Here is a 16,980-nt window from a genome sequence, read left to right on the forward strand (position 1 = left end):
CCGTATTCTTAGGCTTTGTCCCGCCGACATTCATTTTTTGGATCGAGCGCCATGGATTCCCCTGGTCCGGTCACCTAAAGAGTAAACGTAACCGAGTTATAAGTTTAACATAAATTTCACCTATATTATAAACACTTGCGAGGAATCTGCAGTGGCCTCAAATGACATGGACAGGGCAACGCTGGAAAGCTCGGGGCTGTTTGATGCCGACTGGTACTTGCGCCAGTATCCCGACGTCAAAATGCTTGGCATGGACCCGCTGGAACACTTCCTGTGGCTGGGGGGTCGCCTGCTGCGCAACCCCGGCCCCAAGTTCAACTCCGAGTATTACGTCAAGACGCACCGCGACGTGGCCCGCAAGAACTACAACCCCGTCTTGCATTACATACGTTTCGGGAGGGCGGAAGGCCGCCGTATTGCCGAGGTCGCGCAGCCGCGGCTGCACAAGGCGGAAGACATCGTGCGGGACGGGGTCAAGCGCGTGGCCGGAGGCCTCGAAGCGCGACCGGGCAGACCGACAGTCCTGTTGTGCAGTCACGTCGCCGGGAAGAACCTGTTCGGCGGCGAACGCAGTTTCATCGACATGTTGGATGGCCTCAACGCGCTGGACTACAACGTTGTCGTGACGGTGCCGGGGCATGGCAACACCGACTATTTCCGCACCTTGCGCCAGAAATCGTTTGCCACCTACGTCTTTCGCTATGGCTGGTGGCGCGACGGCGAGCCGCTGAACGATCACGCGGTCACGGACTTTGCCCAGATCATTCAGGACGAGGGAATCGATATCGTGCACACGAATACCATCGTGTTGCGCGAACCACTGGTCGCAGCCCGGAGGATGGGCGTCAAAAGCATCATCCACGTGCGCGAGCTTATCCGGCATGACGAGGCGCTCCTGAAACTTATCGGGGAAAGTGCGGATGATATCGTCGACTGGATCTGGGAAAACTGTGACCACGTGATCGCCAACTCCAAGGCGACGCTTGAGGGCTTCAGTCTCAAGGGTCATTCCCCCTCTCTCGTCTACAACACCGCCGATTTTGCCGATCTCGTGAAACTGCCGCCGCCATCGTCCAGCGGTCCGTTGCGGGTGGCCCTGATCAGTTCCAATATCCCGAAGAAGGGCATCGCGGATTTCGCCGAAATCGCGCGGGACATCGCGACAACACATCCGGACGTCCTGTTTCACCTGATCGGCCCTGAAACAGAGCATACCCACGAGCTGATGAACAAGGTCGCAGATGGCAGCCTTCCGCAGACGTTGGTGATGCTTGGCTATCGCGATACGCCGGCCCAGGCGATCGCCGAGGCGGACGTGATATTGAACCTGTCGCATTTCCAGGAAAGCTTCGGACGTACCGTGCTCGAAGGGATGGCAGCGGCGCGACCTGCAATCGTCTATGATTACGGCGCCCCACCCGAGTTCGTCCAGGAAGGCGAGACCGGCTTCATCGTGCCCTTGGGTGATACCAAAGCGGTCGCAGCGCACCTGCGCCGACTGGCGGATGACCGGACCCTCTTGGGGCGTATCGGCAAACAGGCGAAGGCTGACGTGCAGAAGCGGTTCGACCGGGATGTCTATGCCGACCAGATGCGCAGTGCCTACGATGCGCTGAACGCCAAGCAGCTTGCGCCGGTCAAGCAGAAGCTGCTGCCCCGCCGCGATCTGACCCCGACCCCAAGGGATCAGATGAAGATCGCGTATTTCAGCTGGCATTTCCCCGTCCCGTCGGAAACGTTCGTGCTGAACGAGTTACGCCTGCTGGTCGAGCAGGGGTACGACGTCAAAGTCTATTGCAAACAGTCACCCTACCCGGATTTCAAGCCGGACTTCGACATCGAATGGGAGAGGGTGCGCGATCACGATCACCTTGCGGAACGGCTGACCGAAACCGGGCGGAACATGGTGCACTCGCACTTTGTATATCCCACGGTGACCGACATGGTCTGGCCTGCCTGCGAAAAGGCGAATGTTCGCTTCACCTTCATCGCCCACGCGCAGGATATCTTCCGATACAGCAACGACATCAGGAACCGGATCGACGAGGTTGGCCAGTCGCCCCTGTGCGCCAAGGTTTTCGTGCCGTCGCGCTTTCATCGGTCCTATCTCGCCGAACGCGGCGTGCCGGACCACAAGATGATGATCAATGCGAACGGCTGCGATGTGCGTCTCTACGCCGACGGCTGGTCCGAGGGGCGCGAGAAACGACCCTACCGCAGGATCGTCGCGATCCACCGATTTACCGAGAAGAAGGGTCTGATTCACCTGATCCGGGCGGGAAAGCTGCTGGAAAAGGAAAATATCCGGATCGAACTCTACGGATACGGCGATCTCGAGGACAGTTACCGCGAGACGATCAAGACGGAGGAGATCGGCAACGTGCACCTTTGCGGACCGGTAAAGGGCCGCGACGCGATGCTGAAACTATACCGGGAGAGCGATCTCTTTGCCTGTCCCAGCGTTCGGGCTCAGGACGGCGACATGGATGGCATCCCGACCGTGCTCATGGAAGCGATGGCGGCGGGTCTGCCGGTCCTGACAACCGATCTTTCGGGAATTCCGGATCTGGTGGAGGACAACGTGACGGGCTTCGTCTGCGAACCGACGCCGCAGGCCATCGCGGCGCGGATCCGGGCCTTTTACAAGCTGCCCGATGTCGCCGTCGAAACGGTCATCCGCAATGCCTACCAGCGCATCGAACAGGACTACAACACCGGTCACCTGGTGGAAAACCTGCTGCGTGTCTGGACGGGAGAGACAGTGGATTTGCTGATCGTGAGCTGGAACAACATCGCGGAGATCACCGAGGTCACCCGTCGTCTGTTCAAGAACACGTCGCTGCCTTTCCACCTTATCATCTGCGACAATGGCAGCGGGCCCGAGACCCTGACCTACCTCATGCGGCTGCATGCCCAGCATGACAATGTCACGGTCATCCTGAACCGCGAGAATGCTTTCGTCGGCCCCGGAACGAACATCTGCCTGGCGAACGGCACTTCCGAATACGCGATCTACGTGTGCGGCAAGGAAGGCATGACCGTCCGCTACGGCTGGGAAAAGCCCTTTGTCAGCTACATGAACGGCCATCCGGACATCGGGCTGGCGGGAACACTGTGCTATTCGCCGACCTATCTCTACGGGCGTGACTATCCCGTTGCGCAGGCCCTGTTCGACAAATTCCGCAACCCACAGTTCGCGCACGACAATCCGGACCGGCTGTTCTGCCATGTTCAGGGCGGCTTCTTTGTCATGCGGCGATCCATGATCGACGCGATCGGCGGGTTTTCCGATGACGTCCCCCATAACTCCACGGACGTGGAATTTTCCTACTACGTCGAAAGCTGTGGCTGGGAGTTGGGCGAGGTGCCCGGACTGATGGCACTCTACAACAAGACGCGGCCAGGGCTGTTCCACCGGGTAGATGAAACCATGGGCGCGCTGCATCCGCCGATGCTGGAGGATCTCCGCGCACTCGACGCCATCGCCGGAGGCGAGGTTTGTCATTGCAATGCCTGCGGAAAGCAAAGCTCGGCGTTCGAGGATCTGGACGGCGCAGCGCGTTGCCCACACTGCGGCGCATCGCGACGGGGCCGCAGCCTGCATCGCGCATTGGCGGAATCCACCCTGCTTTACAGGCGCCTTCCCGCGCTGGGCGTCAACGTACCGCAGGCGATATCGGGCTTCTGGACCCAGCAGTTCCAGGGCCGCCAGATCGAGGCAGCTCCGCTTCTCGAGATTCTGAAAGGCACCGGACGAACGGATTTCGCGGATGGCCGATTGAGTTTCGTCATGCTGAACGATGCCCTGGGCAGCGATCCAAAGGCGGACGAGCTGCTGCTGAGGGAGGCATCGCGGCTGTTGAAACCGGGCGGGTCACTGGCCATCGCCGGCGCACGTGAAAGCGAAGAATTGACCGCACGTCTGTCCGCGCTGCACTTCGAGAAAGCGCAAGTGCGCAGATACGCCAGCAAGGTCAGTCAATATGATTGGTATCCGATCCAGTTCTTCACGAGACGAAACTTTTCGGCGGCATGAGGCGTGGCTCGGCTACACCGATCGGGTCTAATTATGCAGCAACCTATGGGCCAAGAGCTTTGCGAATGATAATACCCGGATTTATCGGCGTTGCGGGCAATTGCCCGATGCGTCGGCCCGAGAGCGCCCTTTTTGTAACTTGGATATTGATAGGCAGTACATGGCGGCGAGAGTGACCACCAAGACCGGCAAGACCGCGACCCGCAAGAAAACGGCCCGCAAGCCGGCAGAGAATGCCTCGGCCTCCCGGAAAAAGCCGGCAGCAAAGCGGACCGCCGTCGTGGTCCTGGGGATGCACCGCTCGGGCACATCCGCCACGGCGGGGGTGCTGAACCTGCTGGGATGCGACACGCCCGCAAACCAGATGAAGCCGACCAAGGACAACGAAAAGGGCTACTTCGAGTCCGAAAGCGTCTACAAGCTGCACAACGATCTGCTGTCCTCCGCGGGTTCAAGTTGGGATGACTGGCTGCCGATCAATCCGGGGTGGTTCAAGAGCAGCCGGGTCGAGGAATTCCACGATCGTGCCCTCGAACTGGTGAAGAACGAGTTCGGCGACTCCCGGCTGTTCGTGCTGAAGGATCCCCGTATCTGCCGTCTTGTCCCGTTCTGGGAGGACGTGCTGAAGGAAAGCGGTGCGGCGACCCGCTATGTGCTGACGCATCGCAATCCCCTGGAAGTCGCCGCGTCATTGGAACGTCGCGATAACATGAACACCGGCAACGCGATGCTGATCTGGTTGCGCCACGTTCTGGATGCCGAAGCATCTACTCGGGGCAAGAGCCGCTGCTTCATGAATTTCACCAGCCTGCTGCAGAACTGGGCAGGCGCGATGACCAAGGTACAGCAGACGCTTGACCTGTCGCTGCCGCGTTTCTCTGTCGGGGTCTATGCCGAGGTCGAAAGTTTCCTCGACAGGAATCTCAAGCATCATGACCAGCCTCCCGAGGCGACTCTGGACAATCCGATGCTGTCGGAATGGGTCCGCGACACCTATGCCATTCTGGAAAAATGGGCCGCGACGGGCGAGGTCAGGACCGATCACAAGAAGCTTGATGCGACCCGTGCCGCGCTGACCAGCGCGGCCACGACATTTGCCCCGGTCATTCAGGACAGCCGCAAGACGGCCCAGACCCTGAAGGCGCGCGAAACCGACGTGAATGCCCTGCAGGAAGAGCGATCCAAGTTGGAAAGCCGGCTCAAGGACGCAATCACGGCGCGGGATAACCTGGCCGAAAACCGTGACGCCATCCGTTCCGAGCGTGACGCCCTGAGAAACGATCTGACCAGTGTCGAGGCGGAGCGGGACAGCGTGCGCCAGACACTGACCAAGACCATGTCCGAGAAGGCGAGCCTCGATGGCTCCCTCACGGCCGTCGAGGCCGAGCGCAACAAGCTCAAGGAAAGCCTTTCGAACGAGGTTCGGACACTCCAGCAGGAACGCGCGGACTTCGAAAAACGGTATGCCGACCTTGCGGCGGAACGGGATGAACATGCCCGCAAACGCGAGTCTCTCGTGGCGGAGAACGCGTCGCTTCGTGAATCCCGGAATGAAACAGCTGCCGCCCGCGATGCATTGCGGGCGCAGGTCGCGGACGCAAAGGCGAGGCTCGAAGCGGTCGAGGAAGCAAAGCGCAGTCTTGAACAGGAACGAGACGCGCATGCCGAAGAACGTGCGTCTTTCCAGCAGGAAAAGGAGAGCCTGCAGAAGAAGCTGTCGAGACTGCAAACCGCTTTCGACCAATCCGTGAAGGAGCAGGACCGGGTGTCGTCGCAACTGGTGACCCTGACGGACACGCACGACCGCGTCTTGCGGAAACGCGATGAATTGGCCGCAGAGCGCAACCGGCTGATGAAGGACCGCGACGATCTCTCCGGACAGCGGGACAGGTTGGCGGAAGAACGGGATGTGGTCGTATCGGAGCGCGACTCACTCAAGAAATCGGCCGACGACCTCTCTCGCGAAAAGCGCGAGATTCAGACCCGTCTTGAGACCTTGGCGGCCGAACAGGAGGTCGATCGTGCGACCCTCAGGACTGTTCAGGACGAACTTGCCCAGGCACGAAGCGCGCTGGCGCAGCGGACCCACGAGGCTGAACAGACACACCGCGAACTTCAGGCTCTCAAGGCGGAGCAACCCGACAGGGACCGCCGCTTTGTCGAGATGAAGACGGCATTGTCGCGCAAGGAGACCGCACTGGAGCAGGAAGCCGCCAGGATCAGCCAGCTGCAGCGGAGCGTAAGCGACAAGAGCAACCAGATCGCGATCCTGGAAACCTCGGTCAAGACGCAGCAGCGCGAGATTACCGAACTGACCCGCATCCTGATGGAGAACGAACAGTCCACCAAGGCCGAAATCGCAGAACTGCGAAGCCGCGGCGCCTATGCCGAGGCGGCGTGGGAATCGATGAGGGAAAGCACTTCATGGCGCATCACGGCGCCACTGCGCTGGGTCGTCCGCAGGATCAGGAACTGACCGGTCAGGCGTCTCGGGCGATCCAGCACAGGCGTCTGCCATCGCTTTGCAAGACCTTGGACACTTGCTGATGCATCCCCCCGCGCAGGTTCATGGTGGTGTGAACCAGCGCCGCCGGCTCGGCGCCGGATCCTTCTGGCCAGACCATGAGGCCCCCCGGCGCAAGACGGGCAAGCAGCCGCTTTGCCAATTCGTGATCGGGCCCGCTGCCAAGACATATCAGCGTGAAAAGGTCTGATTGGGGCAGGTCCTGCCACGTGGTCGCAGAGACTTCGAACATCCGCGCGGCCATTGCATCGACGAGCGAGGCGACGCAATCGACCAACAAGGCCTTTCCGCCCCGGTGTGCACGCCAGTCGTGGGCAAGGTACTGGTAGAGCTTGCGATCCATGCGGGAACTTCGGCAGTGCCGGCAGCGCCCGTCATGCGCGATGCATTCCCATCCCTGGCACAGGTTGCAGCGCGTCGATCCCGCGACATGCATCCTGTCCAACTGCACCGCCTCGTTCAGCGTGACGGGATGCGCCACGCACGTCGTCTCGTCCAGAACGGCTTCGAGGCGCGGAAGCGTCTTGACCGTCACCGAGGCGACTTGGGGGATCTTCCCGATTTCGAGCCCCCGGCTTTCGAGGAAATAGCTGAACTCCACATCGGTGTTCGCCTGTGGCAGGGTGTCGGAGAAGCAGGTTTGCGGGTTCACGACATCGCGCCGGAGGATAAAGATCCCTCCCTGAACGTGTCGAAAGGGCCGTTCGGGATGAGCGGTCGCGAATGCCGGATTGCGGAAAGCGGGGAAGGCGGGATGTTTCGCCAATTCCGCCCCCAAGGTGTGGCGCGGCAGATGACTGAGGTGGCCGCCCATTGCGAGGTGAGGACGACGGCGCATGTGGTCGATCAGCGGCCGTTCCCAGCCGTGCCGTGCGACGAAACCTTCCTTCGAGCACACATAGATCGTGAAAACGGCATCGGACCCGGCGAGGGCGATGTTCGTCGCAGGCCCGACAAAGCGGTTCCGCTCCAACAGGTGCAGCCGCATGTCCGGCATGCCGGCGGCAAGCCTTTCGAGGCCGGCGCGAAATTCTGCGTCGGATCCGTTGTCGATCACGACCAGCCGGTAGGGAGTGATCGTGTGCGTCCTGATCCGGCGGATGATCTCGAAGGTTTCCTCGGCATCGTCGTGGCCGGGAGCGTTGTAGGTGACCAGCACGATATCGACCGGCGCATGGTACCAGGTATCGCAGTAGGTCTCCATTGTCCGGTCCGTCCCGGTCGTGCTCTGCAGGAACGTCGTGGCATTGCGCAGCATCGCCATCCTGTGCGTTTCCGGCAATCTCATGAGACTTCTGACGGACCCAGCCAGCGATTGCGGGTCCCGCGGCGTGGCGACGAGCCCATGGACCTGATCGATCAGGTGGTCCCCGATGGCCGAGACCGAGGTGGTGACGACAGGTCGTCGCGCGGCCATCGCCTCCATGATCACGGTAGGAAATCCTTCGGTGTCGCCGGTGTCTGCCACGATCGAGGGCACGATGCAGAATTCGGCGTTTCGGAGGACATCTCGGACCGCATGCCGATCATCCAGCGGCCCGTGGAAGGTGATATTGTCGACACCCAGAGCCTCCGCCCGGTCATGGACGATCCCCCAGAGCGGACCGTAGCCGTAGATGTCGAAATGGACCGCTTCGTCACGCAGCAGCGCGGCCGCCTCGATCAGCGTTTCGATGCCCTTCTTTTCCGTGAACCTTCCGATGAACACGCCCCGCCACGTCGCGCCATTCTCTGGCGCGGGCCGGTCCGGGATGCCGCGAAAGAGGTCAAGGTCGGCGCACTGGAACGCATAGGCCAGTTTCTCGATCGGTATGCCCTGCGCCTCGAGGTGCTTGCGATGGAATTCGCCATGCACGAACAGTTTCAGGCAAAGCGGATCGTTCATCACCTCGTCGATGCGGTTCACCGCGATGTTGTTGTGCAGGAATATATCGACAGCGTGGCCGAAGAACGTGAAAGGCACGCTGGCAAGCCGACACGCGGGCCATGCCAACAGTGTCATCGCGGGATAGGCGAAATGACAGTGGACCAGCGTCCGGTCGCGCTGCCGCAGCAGCTTGGCCAGCGCCTCCGGTGTCGTCACCTGATGCTGGGGAATGTCGAAGGCAACTTCAGCCGACCTGTCGGGCGCGATCTTGTAGAAGACCTCCACGTCGAACCCGCGCGAAACCAGCCACCGCAGTTCCGCCATCACGAAGCTCTGGCTGAGTGCGGGCCAGTCCCACAGGACGTAGGCGATCCGGGGCGCTTCAAGGCCGTGCCGCCATCGATCCTGTCGGTGGCGGACGATCATGTCCTGCCCGCCTTCACGATCAAGGGTTTGCGACGGTTCACGCATCACGTCGGCACCCACGAATGCGAGATAGCCCGGCGCGTAAACGCCGGTGTGGCGCAGAATGAGGTTCCAGGCCGCGTTGTCCCCGGCAGCATCGTCGAAGCCGCCAAGCTGTTCGAACACGACGCGGCGGTGCATGAAGACACTCAGGTCTATCAGCGGTTCGGTCAACAGCCCAGCGCGGTCGTACGGCGCACCCCAGATCCGCGATTGACCGGGTCGTGCCGTTGCCTGCCGCCATCCGGCAAACCCGGTGCAGAGATCGTCGTTCTGACAGAACCACGCTGTCATCAGCCTGAGGTAGTCCGGTCTCCAGGCGCTCCATCCGTCGAGATAGGCGACAAGATCGCCGCGGGCGGCATCCAGCCCGGTGTTCAGAGCCTGTGTCGTGCCTGTGCCGTGGCTCTGGACGATCCGCAGCATGCCCGAACGGATCTTTTCAGTGTAGCCACGCCTGATCTGAGACAAGGTCTCGTCGTCGGATGGCCCGTGGATCAGGATGATTTCCATCGGCGGCGTGGATTGATCCAGCGCGGAATCCAGTGCCCGAAAGAACCCACGGCCAACCAGCGGCAGGATGACGGATACCGTCGGGGCGCGCGCGCCCTGCGCGAGAATGGCAGCGGCCAGGGCGCGGGCTTGCGACGGGGGATGCTCGACAGGATCGGGTCCGCTCAGGATACTCTGCAATGGACACTGCCGCAGTGCGTCAGCCCAAGGCGCAGGGCCAAGTATCTCCTGCGCGGGCCTGTTGTGCGGAAGGGGCGGCGAAACATCGTCCGCACGCGCGCGGCGGCCCTCGGCATGTCCGTGCCGCAGGTAGTGCACCAGCGGGTTCATCTTGGCCTCTGCCACCTCGGGATTACGTTCGAGATAGTAGCGGCCATCGAAATAGGGCGACGGGTCGCGACCCATGAGCGCCCCGACCCACAGGTAATGTTCCGCTGGGGACAGCCCGCAATCGACGGCATCCGGGTACTGGTTCTGGTACCAGGAGGCGTCGAAATAGGGCGAGCTTTCCAGAAACGCGGTGTCGCCCAACAGCGGACGGCTGGCAGTCAGCTTCGGTCCATCCAACGATGCAAGCTGTCGCGTGTTATCTTCCAAAGACCCGCCCCAGTCTTCGGATCGGAGCCATCAGGCGCCATGAAGTGCTGGCCCGGATCGAGGCGAGGTCGGCAAGGTTGTAGTCCACGATGCCCTGCGCATGTGCCAACGCTTGCCGCGCTTCTTCAAGTTGCGCTTCCAGCGCCTTGATCTGTCGGGTCTGCGCTTCCAGTTCGGCTTCCTTGTCGACAAGAGCGGCGGTGATGTGTGCCAGCTCTCTGTGACGGACCATCAGTGATGCTTCGGCATCCGCAAGACGCAGTTCGTGCGTTCTTGTTCCGGGGCGGGGGGAAGTCATCTACTGGTGTCACTCGTTCGTCGGTCCGGGGCGCACAACCGTTATCAATCCTGGCCCTCCTGGTCCAGAGGGCCAGGCCTTTCCGTCATGCGAAGCTGCGAACGGTCTGGATGGCCCCTTCCAGTGCCTTGCCTTCGGCGTCCTGCAAAGCGGCTTCGCGTATCCGGTTCATCCATTCCGCCGCGTCCTCGCGGCCCCGCAGCAGCTTGGCGGCATTCATCACGGTCGCGAACTTGGTCAGTCCTCGGGCGTGGGTATCGGAATACCCCTTGATGAGCCGCCTGTTCTTGAGCAATTCGACACTGAGCGCGTAATCTTCGGACAGGGGTTCGAGACTGTCCTTCAGCCATTGTTCGAGATGTGCCATCTCGACCTCGTGCCTGCGCGTCTTCACACGGTACCCTTTCAGGCCGCCGAGGAAATGCAGCAGGAGGAACGACCGCAGCGAATGTGTCCGCAGGCGACGGCCCTTGTTGAACCACCTGTCGATCTGCGCCATGCGTCTGGGGTTGGCTTCCCAGCGCGCGCCCAAACGGGCAGGGAGCAGGCTGACGATCTCTTCGCTCCTCGGATGAAAGAACTCGGTAAGCTCCATCAATTGCCCTTCTTTCGCGCCCATCTCGGTCTGGATCCGGGCCATGCGCGGCGCCCGGGTCTTGAGGTCGGCCACGCGGATGATGTCGTCGTAGGCCATTGCATTCGCGATATATTTCGCGGCCGTGGCCGCCAAGAGCCAGTCCCTCTCCGCCGTGTCCTTTTCGACAATTTCCTCCACGCGGTCGAGGTAGGCTTCACCGTAGGTGCAATCCTGAAAGTCGACGACTTTCATCAGACCCGGCACGGCGATCTCCCGCACAGGGTCGGGCAGCGCTTCGGCCCGTCCCAAGAGCTCGGTCCAGCGGTCCATTTCCCGGTCGGGGCCTGTCAACGCGGGGGCGCGTTCGGTTTCCTCGGGGGCGGTCAGGCCACCGGCTTTCGGTTGGGGGCCGCTCAGCTCCGGCGCCTTGCCTTCTTCCGGCCCGTCGCCTGTATCCACACCAAGCTGCGCGGCATCGTACCCCGCGGCGAATGCCCGCAGCGAGGCTTCGACGCCCTTGCCGCTCGCGCGGATCGCGTCTTCGAACGCCGAGCGCGGGAACGGCAGCGCGCCCGAGCCGGCAAGCGCACCGAACAGGCTGGACGAAATGACGGAGCCCTGAGCAACCGCCAGCCCATCCATGTCAGCGAGGACAAGCTTCTGCGACGCGACCTCTGCCGCGGCGCGTACCTCGTCCGCATCCGCGATCCCGTCGCCGGGTGTCATCTTCTCCGAGACCGCCAACGCGCGGTGGGTCGAACCGATCAAGGTGGTCCGGTCGGGGGTCACGAACCCTCTCATGATCGCGCGGCCGACCTCAATCATTTCCGCAGCGATCAGGACGTCAACGTCGCCACCCGCGGGCGCGAGCGCAAAAACAGGCTCTAGATCGGCCTTTTTCGCCATTTCGATATAGTAGATCGTGGCGCCGGTCCTCTGGGCGACACCGGCGACGGAGGTGGCCTGGCACACGTAACCCTGCGATCTTGCCAGCGCTTCGATCCAGTTGGTCAACACGCCGCCGCCCTGGCCGCCCACCGCCATCACGGCCAGCTTGATGATCTCGCCTATCTTTGCATCGGGTGTCTTCTGTTGAAGAGGCATGTTCATGTGGGCGCTCCTGTCAGGCGCAGCCGCTTGGAATCGCGCCGTGTCTGGAGCCACGAGATGACCCTGTTCCGCATGTTGGCCCGCCACCGTTCGAAACCGCCGGGATTGTGCACGACATCCGCACGGTAGAAGGACGGGCAAAGCACCGCCGCATCCGCCACTTCGCCGCAGTTTCCGCAGCCCACGCAGGTCTGGTCGATATGCGCGATCGGGTCGTCCCGCAGCGGGTCATCCAGCCGCTTGAGCGACAGGGAGGGGCATCCGGAAAGCCGAATGCAGGCGTGATCGCCAGTACAGATGTCACTGTCCACGCCGAACCGCGGTATGTCCACCCTCCGACCTTCCTTGATCGCCTTGTTGCGCAGCGGCTTCTCTCGCCGTTGCTTGTTCAGCATGCATTCCGATGAGGCCACGATCACCTTGGGCCCCTTGAAGTCGGTGGTCAGCGCCTCGCGGACCGTGTCGCGCACCTTGCCCACGTCGTAGGTGTGGTCGATCTGCCTGATCCACTCGACGCCGACGCCCTTGAGCGCAGCGGAAATCGGGTTGTTCGTCGATTTCGTATCGTTCTGCGCGCGCGAGGACAGAACATCCTGACCGCCCGTGGCGGCGGAATAGTAGTTGTCCACGATCACGACGACGTTGTCGGACTTGTTGAACACCATGTTGCCGATGGAAGACGACAGGCCATTGTGCCAGAACCCGCCGTCGCCCAGCATCGAGATCGCCCTGCGTTCCCCGCCGCCGTCGAAGGCGGCATTTGACGCGGGGCCAAGCCCGTATCCCATCGTTGCGCCGCCGATTTCAAAGGGGGGCAGAGACCCGAACAGGTGGCATCCGATGTCGCCGGTGATCTGGTGCTTGCCCAGCTCCTGCTCGACCAGCTTCATCCCCGCAAAGATCGGACGCTCGGGGCAACCGGTGCAGAAGCCCGGCGGGCGGATCGGCACGGTCTTGCTCAGGTCCGGGATCTTGGGTTCTTCCGCATTCGGCGCACGGACCTGGCCGGGGAGCATATCCGGGGCGGCGGATTTCAGGAATGCGGTGATCCCGTCCAGCATCACCTGACCGGTATATTCCCCCGCCATCGGCAGCACGTCCTTGCCATAGAGCTTCAGACGGCGGCCGGCCTTGTAGAGAAATGAGCCAAGATGCTGCTCAATATGTTCCGGTTGACCTTCCTCGACCACCAGAACGTGATCCTTGCCTTCGCAGAACGCGTCGAATTCGTCTCTGACAAGGGGGTAGGTCACGTTCAGACAGTAGATCGGGATCTCCGTCCTTCCAAACAGATCGGCGAGACCGAGCCGTTGCAGCGCCCTTATCAGGCCATTGTACATGCCACCTTGCACGACGATGCCGATCTTTGCGTCCTTGGGGCCGAACTGTTCGTTCAACCCGTTCTCCATGATGAACTTTTCCGCCGCGGGCCAACGTTTCTTGATCTTGTCCTGTTCGTGCAGGTAGCTCATGGGTGGCAGAACCACGCGGTTGAAATCCGATTGGGGGTTCGCGATGGCCTCCTTCACCGTCAGGGGAGGCGGGACATTGTCCTTTGTCGCGAAGCTGCCGGTGACGTGGCAGGAGCGGATGCGCACCATCAGCATCACCGGCGTATTGGACGCCTCGCTCAATTCGAAACCGTCTTTCACCGCCTTGGTGATGGATGGCAGGTTGGGCCGCGGATCGAGCATCCAGAACTGGGACTTCATCGCGAAGGCATGGGACCGTTCCTGCATGATGGACGACCCTTCGCCGTAATCCTCGCCAACGATGACAAGGGCGCCGCCGTTCACGCCGGATGAACACAGGTTGGCCAGGGCGTCGGACGCCACGTTGACGCCGACAGGCCCCTTGAACGTCACGGCCCCGCGGATCGGGTAATGGACGGAAGCGGCGAGCATGGCAGCCGCCGCCGCTTCCGAGGCGTTGGCCTCGAACCTCACGCCCAGTTCGGCCATCAATTCTTCGGCGTCGGCCAGCACATCCATCAGGTGAGAGATCGGTGCACCCTGGTAGCCACCGACGTACCCGACGCCATTTTCCAGAAGCGCCTTGGTGATCGCGAGAATCCCTTCGCCGGTGAACACGTCACCGTCCCCCTTGCGCAGATGTTCGACCTCTGCCTTGAACGACCGTTCAGCCATCGAATTACCCTTCTCAGAAATCGTGTTTTCGGATGTTGCGCAGCATGGTCTGCAACGTCGCGACAAAGTTTCGTTGTTCGGTCGCGTTGATGCCTTTGAACATCGCCTCGTAGGAGGCCGACATATGAGGCCAGAGCCGATCGTAGGCTTCGCGACCGGCGTCGGTCAGGAACACCCGTGTCGCACGGCTGTCCTTTTCATCGGTTTCCCGCCGGACCAGACCTGCGACCGCCAGCGCGTCGAGCGCGCGGCTGAGCGTGGACTGCTGGACGACGGCATAGACCGCAAGTTCGCGGATCAGGATTCCGTCGATGACCGAAAGGACAGCCAATGACCGCATCTGCGGCGTGGTCAGCCCCAGCTCCGCCATCTCGGAGGACAGCGAAGCGTTGTAACGGCCCATGATGCGATTCATCAGGTAAGGCGCGAAGTTTTCGAGCCCCATTTCGCCCAGTCTCAGAGCATCCTGCTGCGACTCCTCCTGCTTCATGCGCCAAGCCCCTTTGCGATATTGAATCCCGATCCGCCCCCGAGGCCGGGGCCGGGGTGCGTCGACGCGCCGATGTGGTACAAACCCTTGATGGCCGTGTCGTTGTTGTTCTGCCCTGCGTAGGGACGCCAGACAAAGAACTGGTCGAGCGTACAGGCGCCGCCGTAAGGGTCGCCGCCGACGAGGTTGATGTTCATGGATTCGAGGTCGGCCGGAGAATAGGCCTTACGTTCGAGCCTGATGTCGTCCCAGTTTCGGATATGGGCCTTCAGTATGGCTTCGATCCTGTCCGCATAGGCTTCGCGCATCGCATCGGTCCACTCCGGCGTGGTTTCGATCTCGCCCGCCGCGTCCCCCTTGATCACGCGGGGCGCATCCGGGATCTGCAACCACAGGATCGCCTTGCCGTCAGGGCAGCGGGAGGGATCCAGCCGGTGCGGCTGGCCGACACAGATGGTCGGCGTGGCGGGCAGCATGCCGCGTTCGGCTTCGTTGCAGGACTTCGAGACTGAATCGACACTCTCGGCCAAGTGGATCAGTGCAACATCTTCCAGCCCGTCGCTTTTCCACTCCACGGGGCCGTCGAGGGCGTAATGCAGTTGAAAGTTGCCCCTTCCGTGCCGGAATTTTCGGGTCGGCTCGGGCGTGCGTTCGGTCTTGAGCAGCGTGTCATAAAGCTGCCCCGGTGCGGTGCTGGCGATGATGTTGCGGGCCAACAACTTTTCGCCTGCTGCTGTCCTCACCCCGATGGTCTTGCCCCCCTCGGTCAGGATGCGTGCTGCTTCGACGCCGGTCCGGATCTGGCCACCATTTGCCTTGATCAGGGACGCAAACGCAGCCGCGGCCTGTCCTGCGCCGCCCTTGACCACCGGTGCCCCGGCGGCCTCCAGCGCAAAGGCGATGACACGGGTCATCTGGCCGCTGTAACTGGATTCCGGCGTCAGGCCCACATGCAGCACCCAAGGCGCCCAGAGGGCCTGTACCTCGGCGCTTTGGTAGCGTGTTTCAAGCCAGCCACGGGTCGGTTCGAGCGCTTCGCCGAACCATGCCTTCAGCGGGCCCAAGCCACGCTTCCACGCCTGTTTCGCCAGCAACAGTGCCGTTTTCCGCGACCAAAGCGGCTGTCCGAGCAGTGAGAAAAGGAAATCCGCATCCTGTTCGACGCTTCCGACATCCCGTGCGTGCTGGTCACCGTCGCCGGAACCGAGTTCATTGAATGTCGCGATGTTGCGGTTGCGATCCATCGCAAAGGTCAGACAGCTGCCATCCGGCCTGAGGACGGCGGTCGGATGCGCGGAATGGCAAAACTCCAGCCCGTGACTCTCCAGGTCCTTGCCCAGCGCCTCGTACGCAGGGCCGGTGAGAAACAGGACAAAGGTCGCCGCCATCACGTCGTGGTGGTACCCCGGCAGGGTGACCTGATCGGAGGTGAACATGCAGCCCCCGATCCTGTCTTCGCGTTCGATCACGAGCACGCTGTCGCCCTTGCGCGACAGCATTGCCGCCGCGACAAGGGCGTTGATGCCCGACCCGATGATCAGGTGATCGACCGCGGCCACCGGTCAGCCCTTCGGTACGAGCGCGAGCGCTCGGATGGGGCTGCCTGTCCCGTTTTCGATCTTGAGCGGCGCTGCGATCAGCACGGCGCCCTTCGGGGGAAGTTTCGACAGGTTCGCCAGAGAGGCGAGACCAAAGCAATTGTCACGGTGCAGCAGGTTGTGGGCGGGGAAGGGCGGTTCCATCCCGCCGGCCTGACCGGCATCGGTACCGATGCATTGGGTGCCCCACCCGACGATCTTCTTGCCAAGCAGGTATTCGATCGCCTCGGGGGTCGGCCCGGGGCTGTGGGGACCGTTCTCGTCGGCGTTCAGGAAACGCGATTCATCCGACGCGCGCGCATCCCAGTCGGTGCGCATCACGACCCACTCGCCTTCCTTGATCTCGCCGTGTTCCTTTTCCCATTCCTTGATGTGGTCCGCGGTCAGCAGGAAATCCTCGTTCTCGGCCGCTTCCTTGGAACAGTCGATCACGTTGACCGGGGCGATCAGGCGCTGCACGTCAAGCTTGTCGGTATAGCCATCGGCGTGATCCTTGCCGGTGATCCAGTGGTGGGGCGCGTCGAAATGAGTGCCGCTGTGTTCGCCCAGCACCATCCAGTTCCAGGCAAAGAACGGGCCGTCGTTGTCGTATTCCGAAATCTTGTGAATCTCGATTTTCGGCGTGTTCTTGGCGAAATCAGGGGGCAACTGCAGGATCGGGGTGTTCGGACCCAGAACCCCGGTGCAATCGACCACCTCGACCCCGCCGGAGGCCAGCATCGCCCCCAGATTGCTTACAACATCCGTCGCGTTCATTT

General features: G+C 61.9%; 9 protein-coding genes. 2 read left to right on the forward strand and 7 right to left on the reverse strand.

Features of this window, described 5'->3' with window-relative positions; translation table 11 throughout:
- Nucleotides 1-151: 151 nt before the first annotated feature.
- Together BOO69_RS18215 and BOO69_RS18220 are read left to right on the forward strand one after the other, a co-directional pair.
- Nucleotides 152-4,036 (forward strand): glycosyltransferase, encoded by a 3,885-nt coding sequence (locus BOO69_RS18215; RefSeq protein WP_237267521.1) that lies wholly within the window; start codon nucleotides 152-154, stop codon nucleotides 4,034-4,036.
- 160 nt (nucleotides 4,037-4,196) lie between these two features.
- Nucleotides 4,197-6,512, forward strand: coding sequence for a hypothetical protein (locus BOO69_RS18220; protein ID WP_216636993.1), 2,316 nt, complete (start codon nucleotides 4,197-4,199; stop codon nucleotides 6,510-6,512).
- Nucleotides 6,513-6,516: 4 nt separating this feature from the next.
- Here BOO69_RS18220 and BOO69_RS18225 read toward each other — a convergent pair whose 3' ends face one another.
- The 7 genes from BOO69_RS18225 to BOO69_RS18255 form a co-directional block, all read right to left on the reverse strand.
- On the reverse strand, nucleotides 6,517-9,936 hold the full coding sequence (locus tag BOO69_RS18225; RefSeq protein WP_216636994.1) for a glycosyltransferase: 3,420 nt from the start codon (nucleotides 9,934-9,936) through the stop codon (nucleotides 6,517-6,519).
- Between the two features lie 55 nt (nucleotides 9,937-9,991).
- A complete protein-coding gene (locus BOO69_RS18230) occupies nucleotides 9,992-10,234 on the reverse strand; it encodes a hypothetical protein (protein ID WP_071973467.1) in 243 nt (80 codons plus the stop codon).
- 151 nt (nucleotides 10,235-10,385) lie between these two features.
- Nucleotides 10,386-11,987, reverse strand: a complete 1,602-nt coding sequence (locus tag BOO69_RS18235) for an indolepyruvate oxidoreductase subunit beta family protein (protein ID WP_071973468.1) — start codon at nucleotides 11,985-11,987, stop codon at nucleotides 10,386-10,388.
- Complete coding sequence (locus BOO69_RS18240) at nucleotides 11,984-14,134, reverse strand: thiamine pyrophosphate-dependent enzyme (protein ID WP_071973469.1); 2,151 nt, start codon at nucleotides 14,132-14,134, stop codon at nucleotides 11,984-11,986. Before BOO69_RS18240 ends, BOO69_RS18235 begins: the two co-directional genes overlap by 4 nt.
- A 13-nt stretch (nucleotides 14,135-14,147) precedes the next feature.
- A complete protein-coding gene (locus BOO69_RS18245) occupies nucleotides 14,148-14,624 on the reverse strand; it encodes a MarR family winged helix-turn-helix transcriptional regulator (RefSeq protein WP_071973470.1) in 477 nt (158 codons plus the stop codon).
- Nucleotides 14,621-16,183 carry a phytoene desaturase family protein gene (locus tag BOO69_RS18250; RefSeq protein WP_071973471.1) on the reverse strand — a complete coding sequence of 521 codons (1,563 nt, stop codon included), beginning with the start codon at nucleotides 16,181-16,183 and terminating at the stop codon, nucleotides 14,621-14,623. The genes BOO69_RS18245 and BOO69_RS18250 overlap by 4 nt, the downstream gene beginning before the upstream one ends.
- Nucleotides 16,184-16,186: 3 nt before the next feature.
- The gene (locus BOO69_RS18255; RefSeq protein ID WP_071973472.1) at nucleotides 16,187-16,978 is read right to left on the reverse strand and encodes a cyclase family protein; all 792 of its coding nucleotides are present in this window, start codon (nucleotides 16,976-16,978) and stop codon (nucleotides 16,187-16,189) included.
- Nucleotides 16,979-16,980 lie beyond the last annotated feature (2 nt).

The sequence above is a fragment of the Sulfitobacter alexandrii genome (assembly GCF_001886735.1).
GTDB classification, from domain to species: Bacteria; Pseudomonadota; Alphaproteobacteria; order Rhodobacterales; family Rhodobacteraceae; genus Sulfitobacter; species Sulfitobacter alexandrii.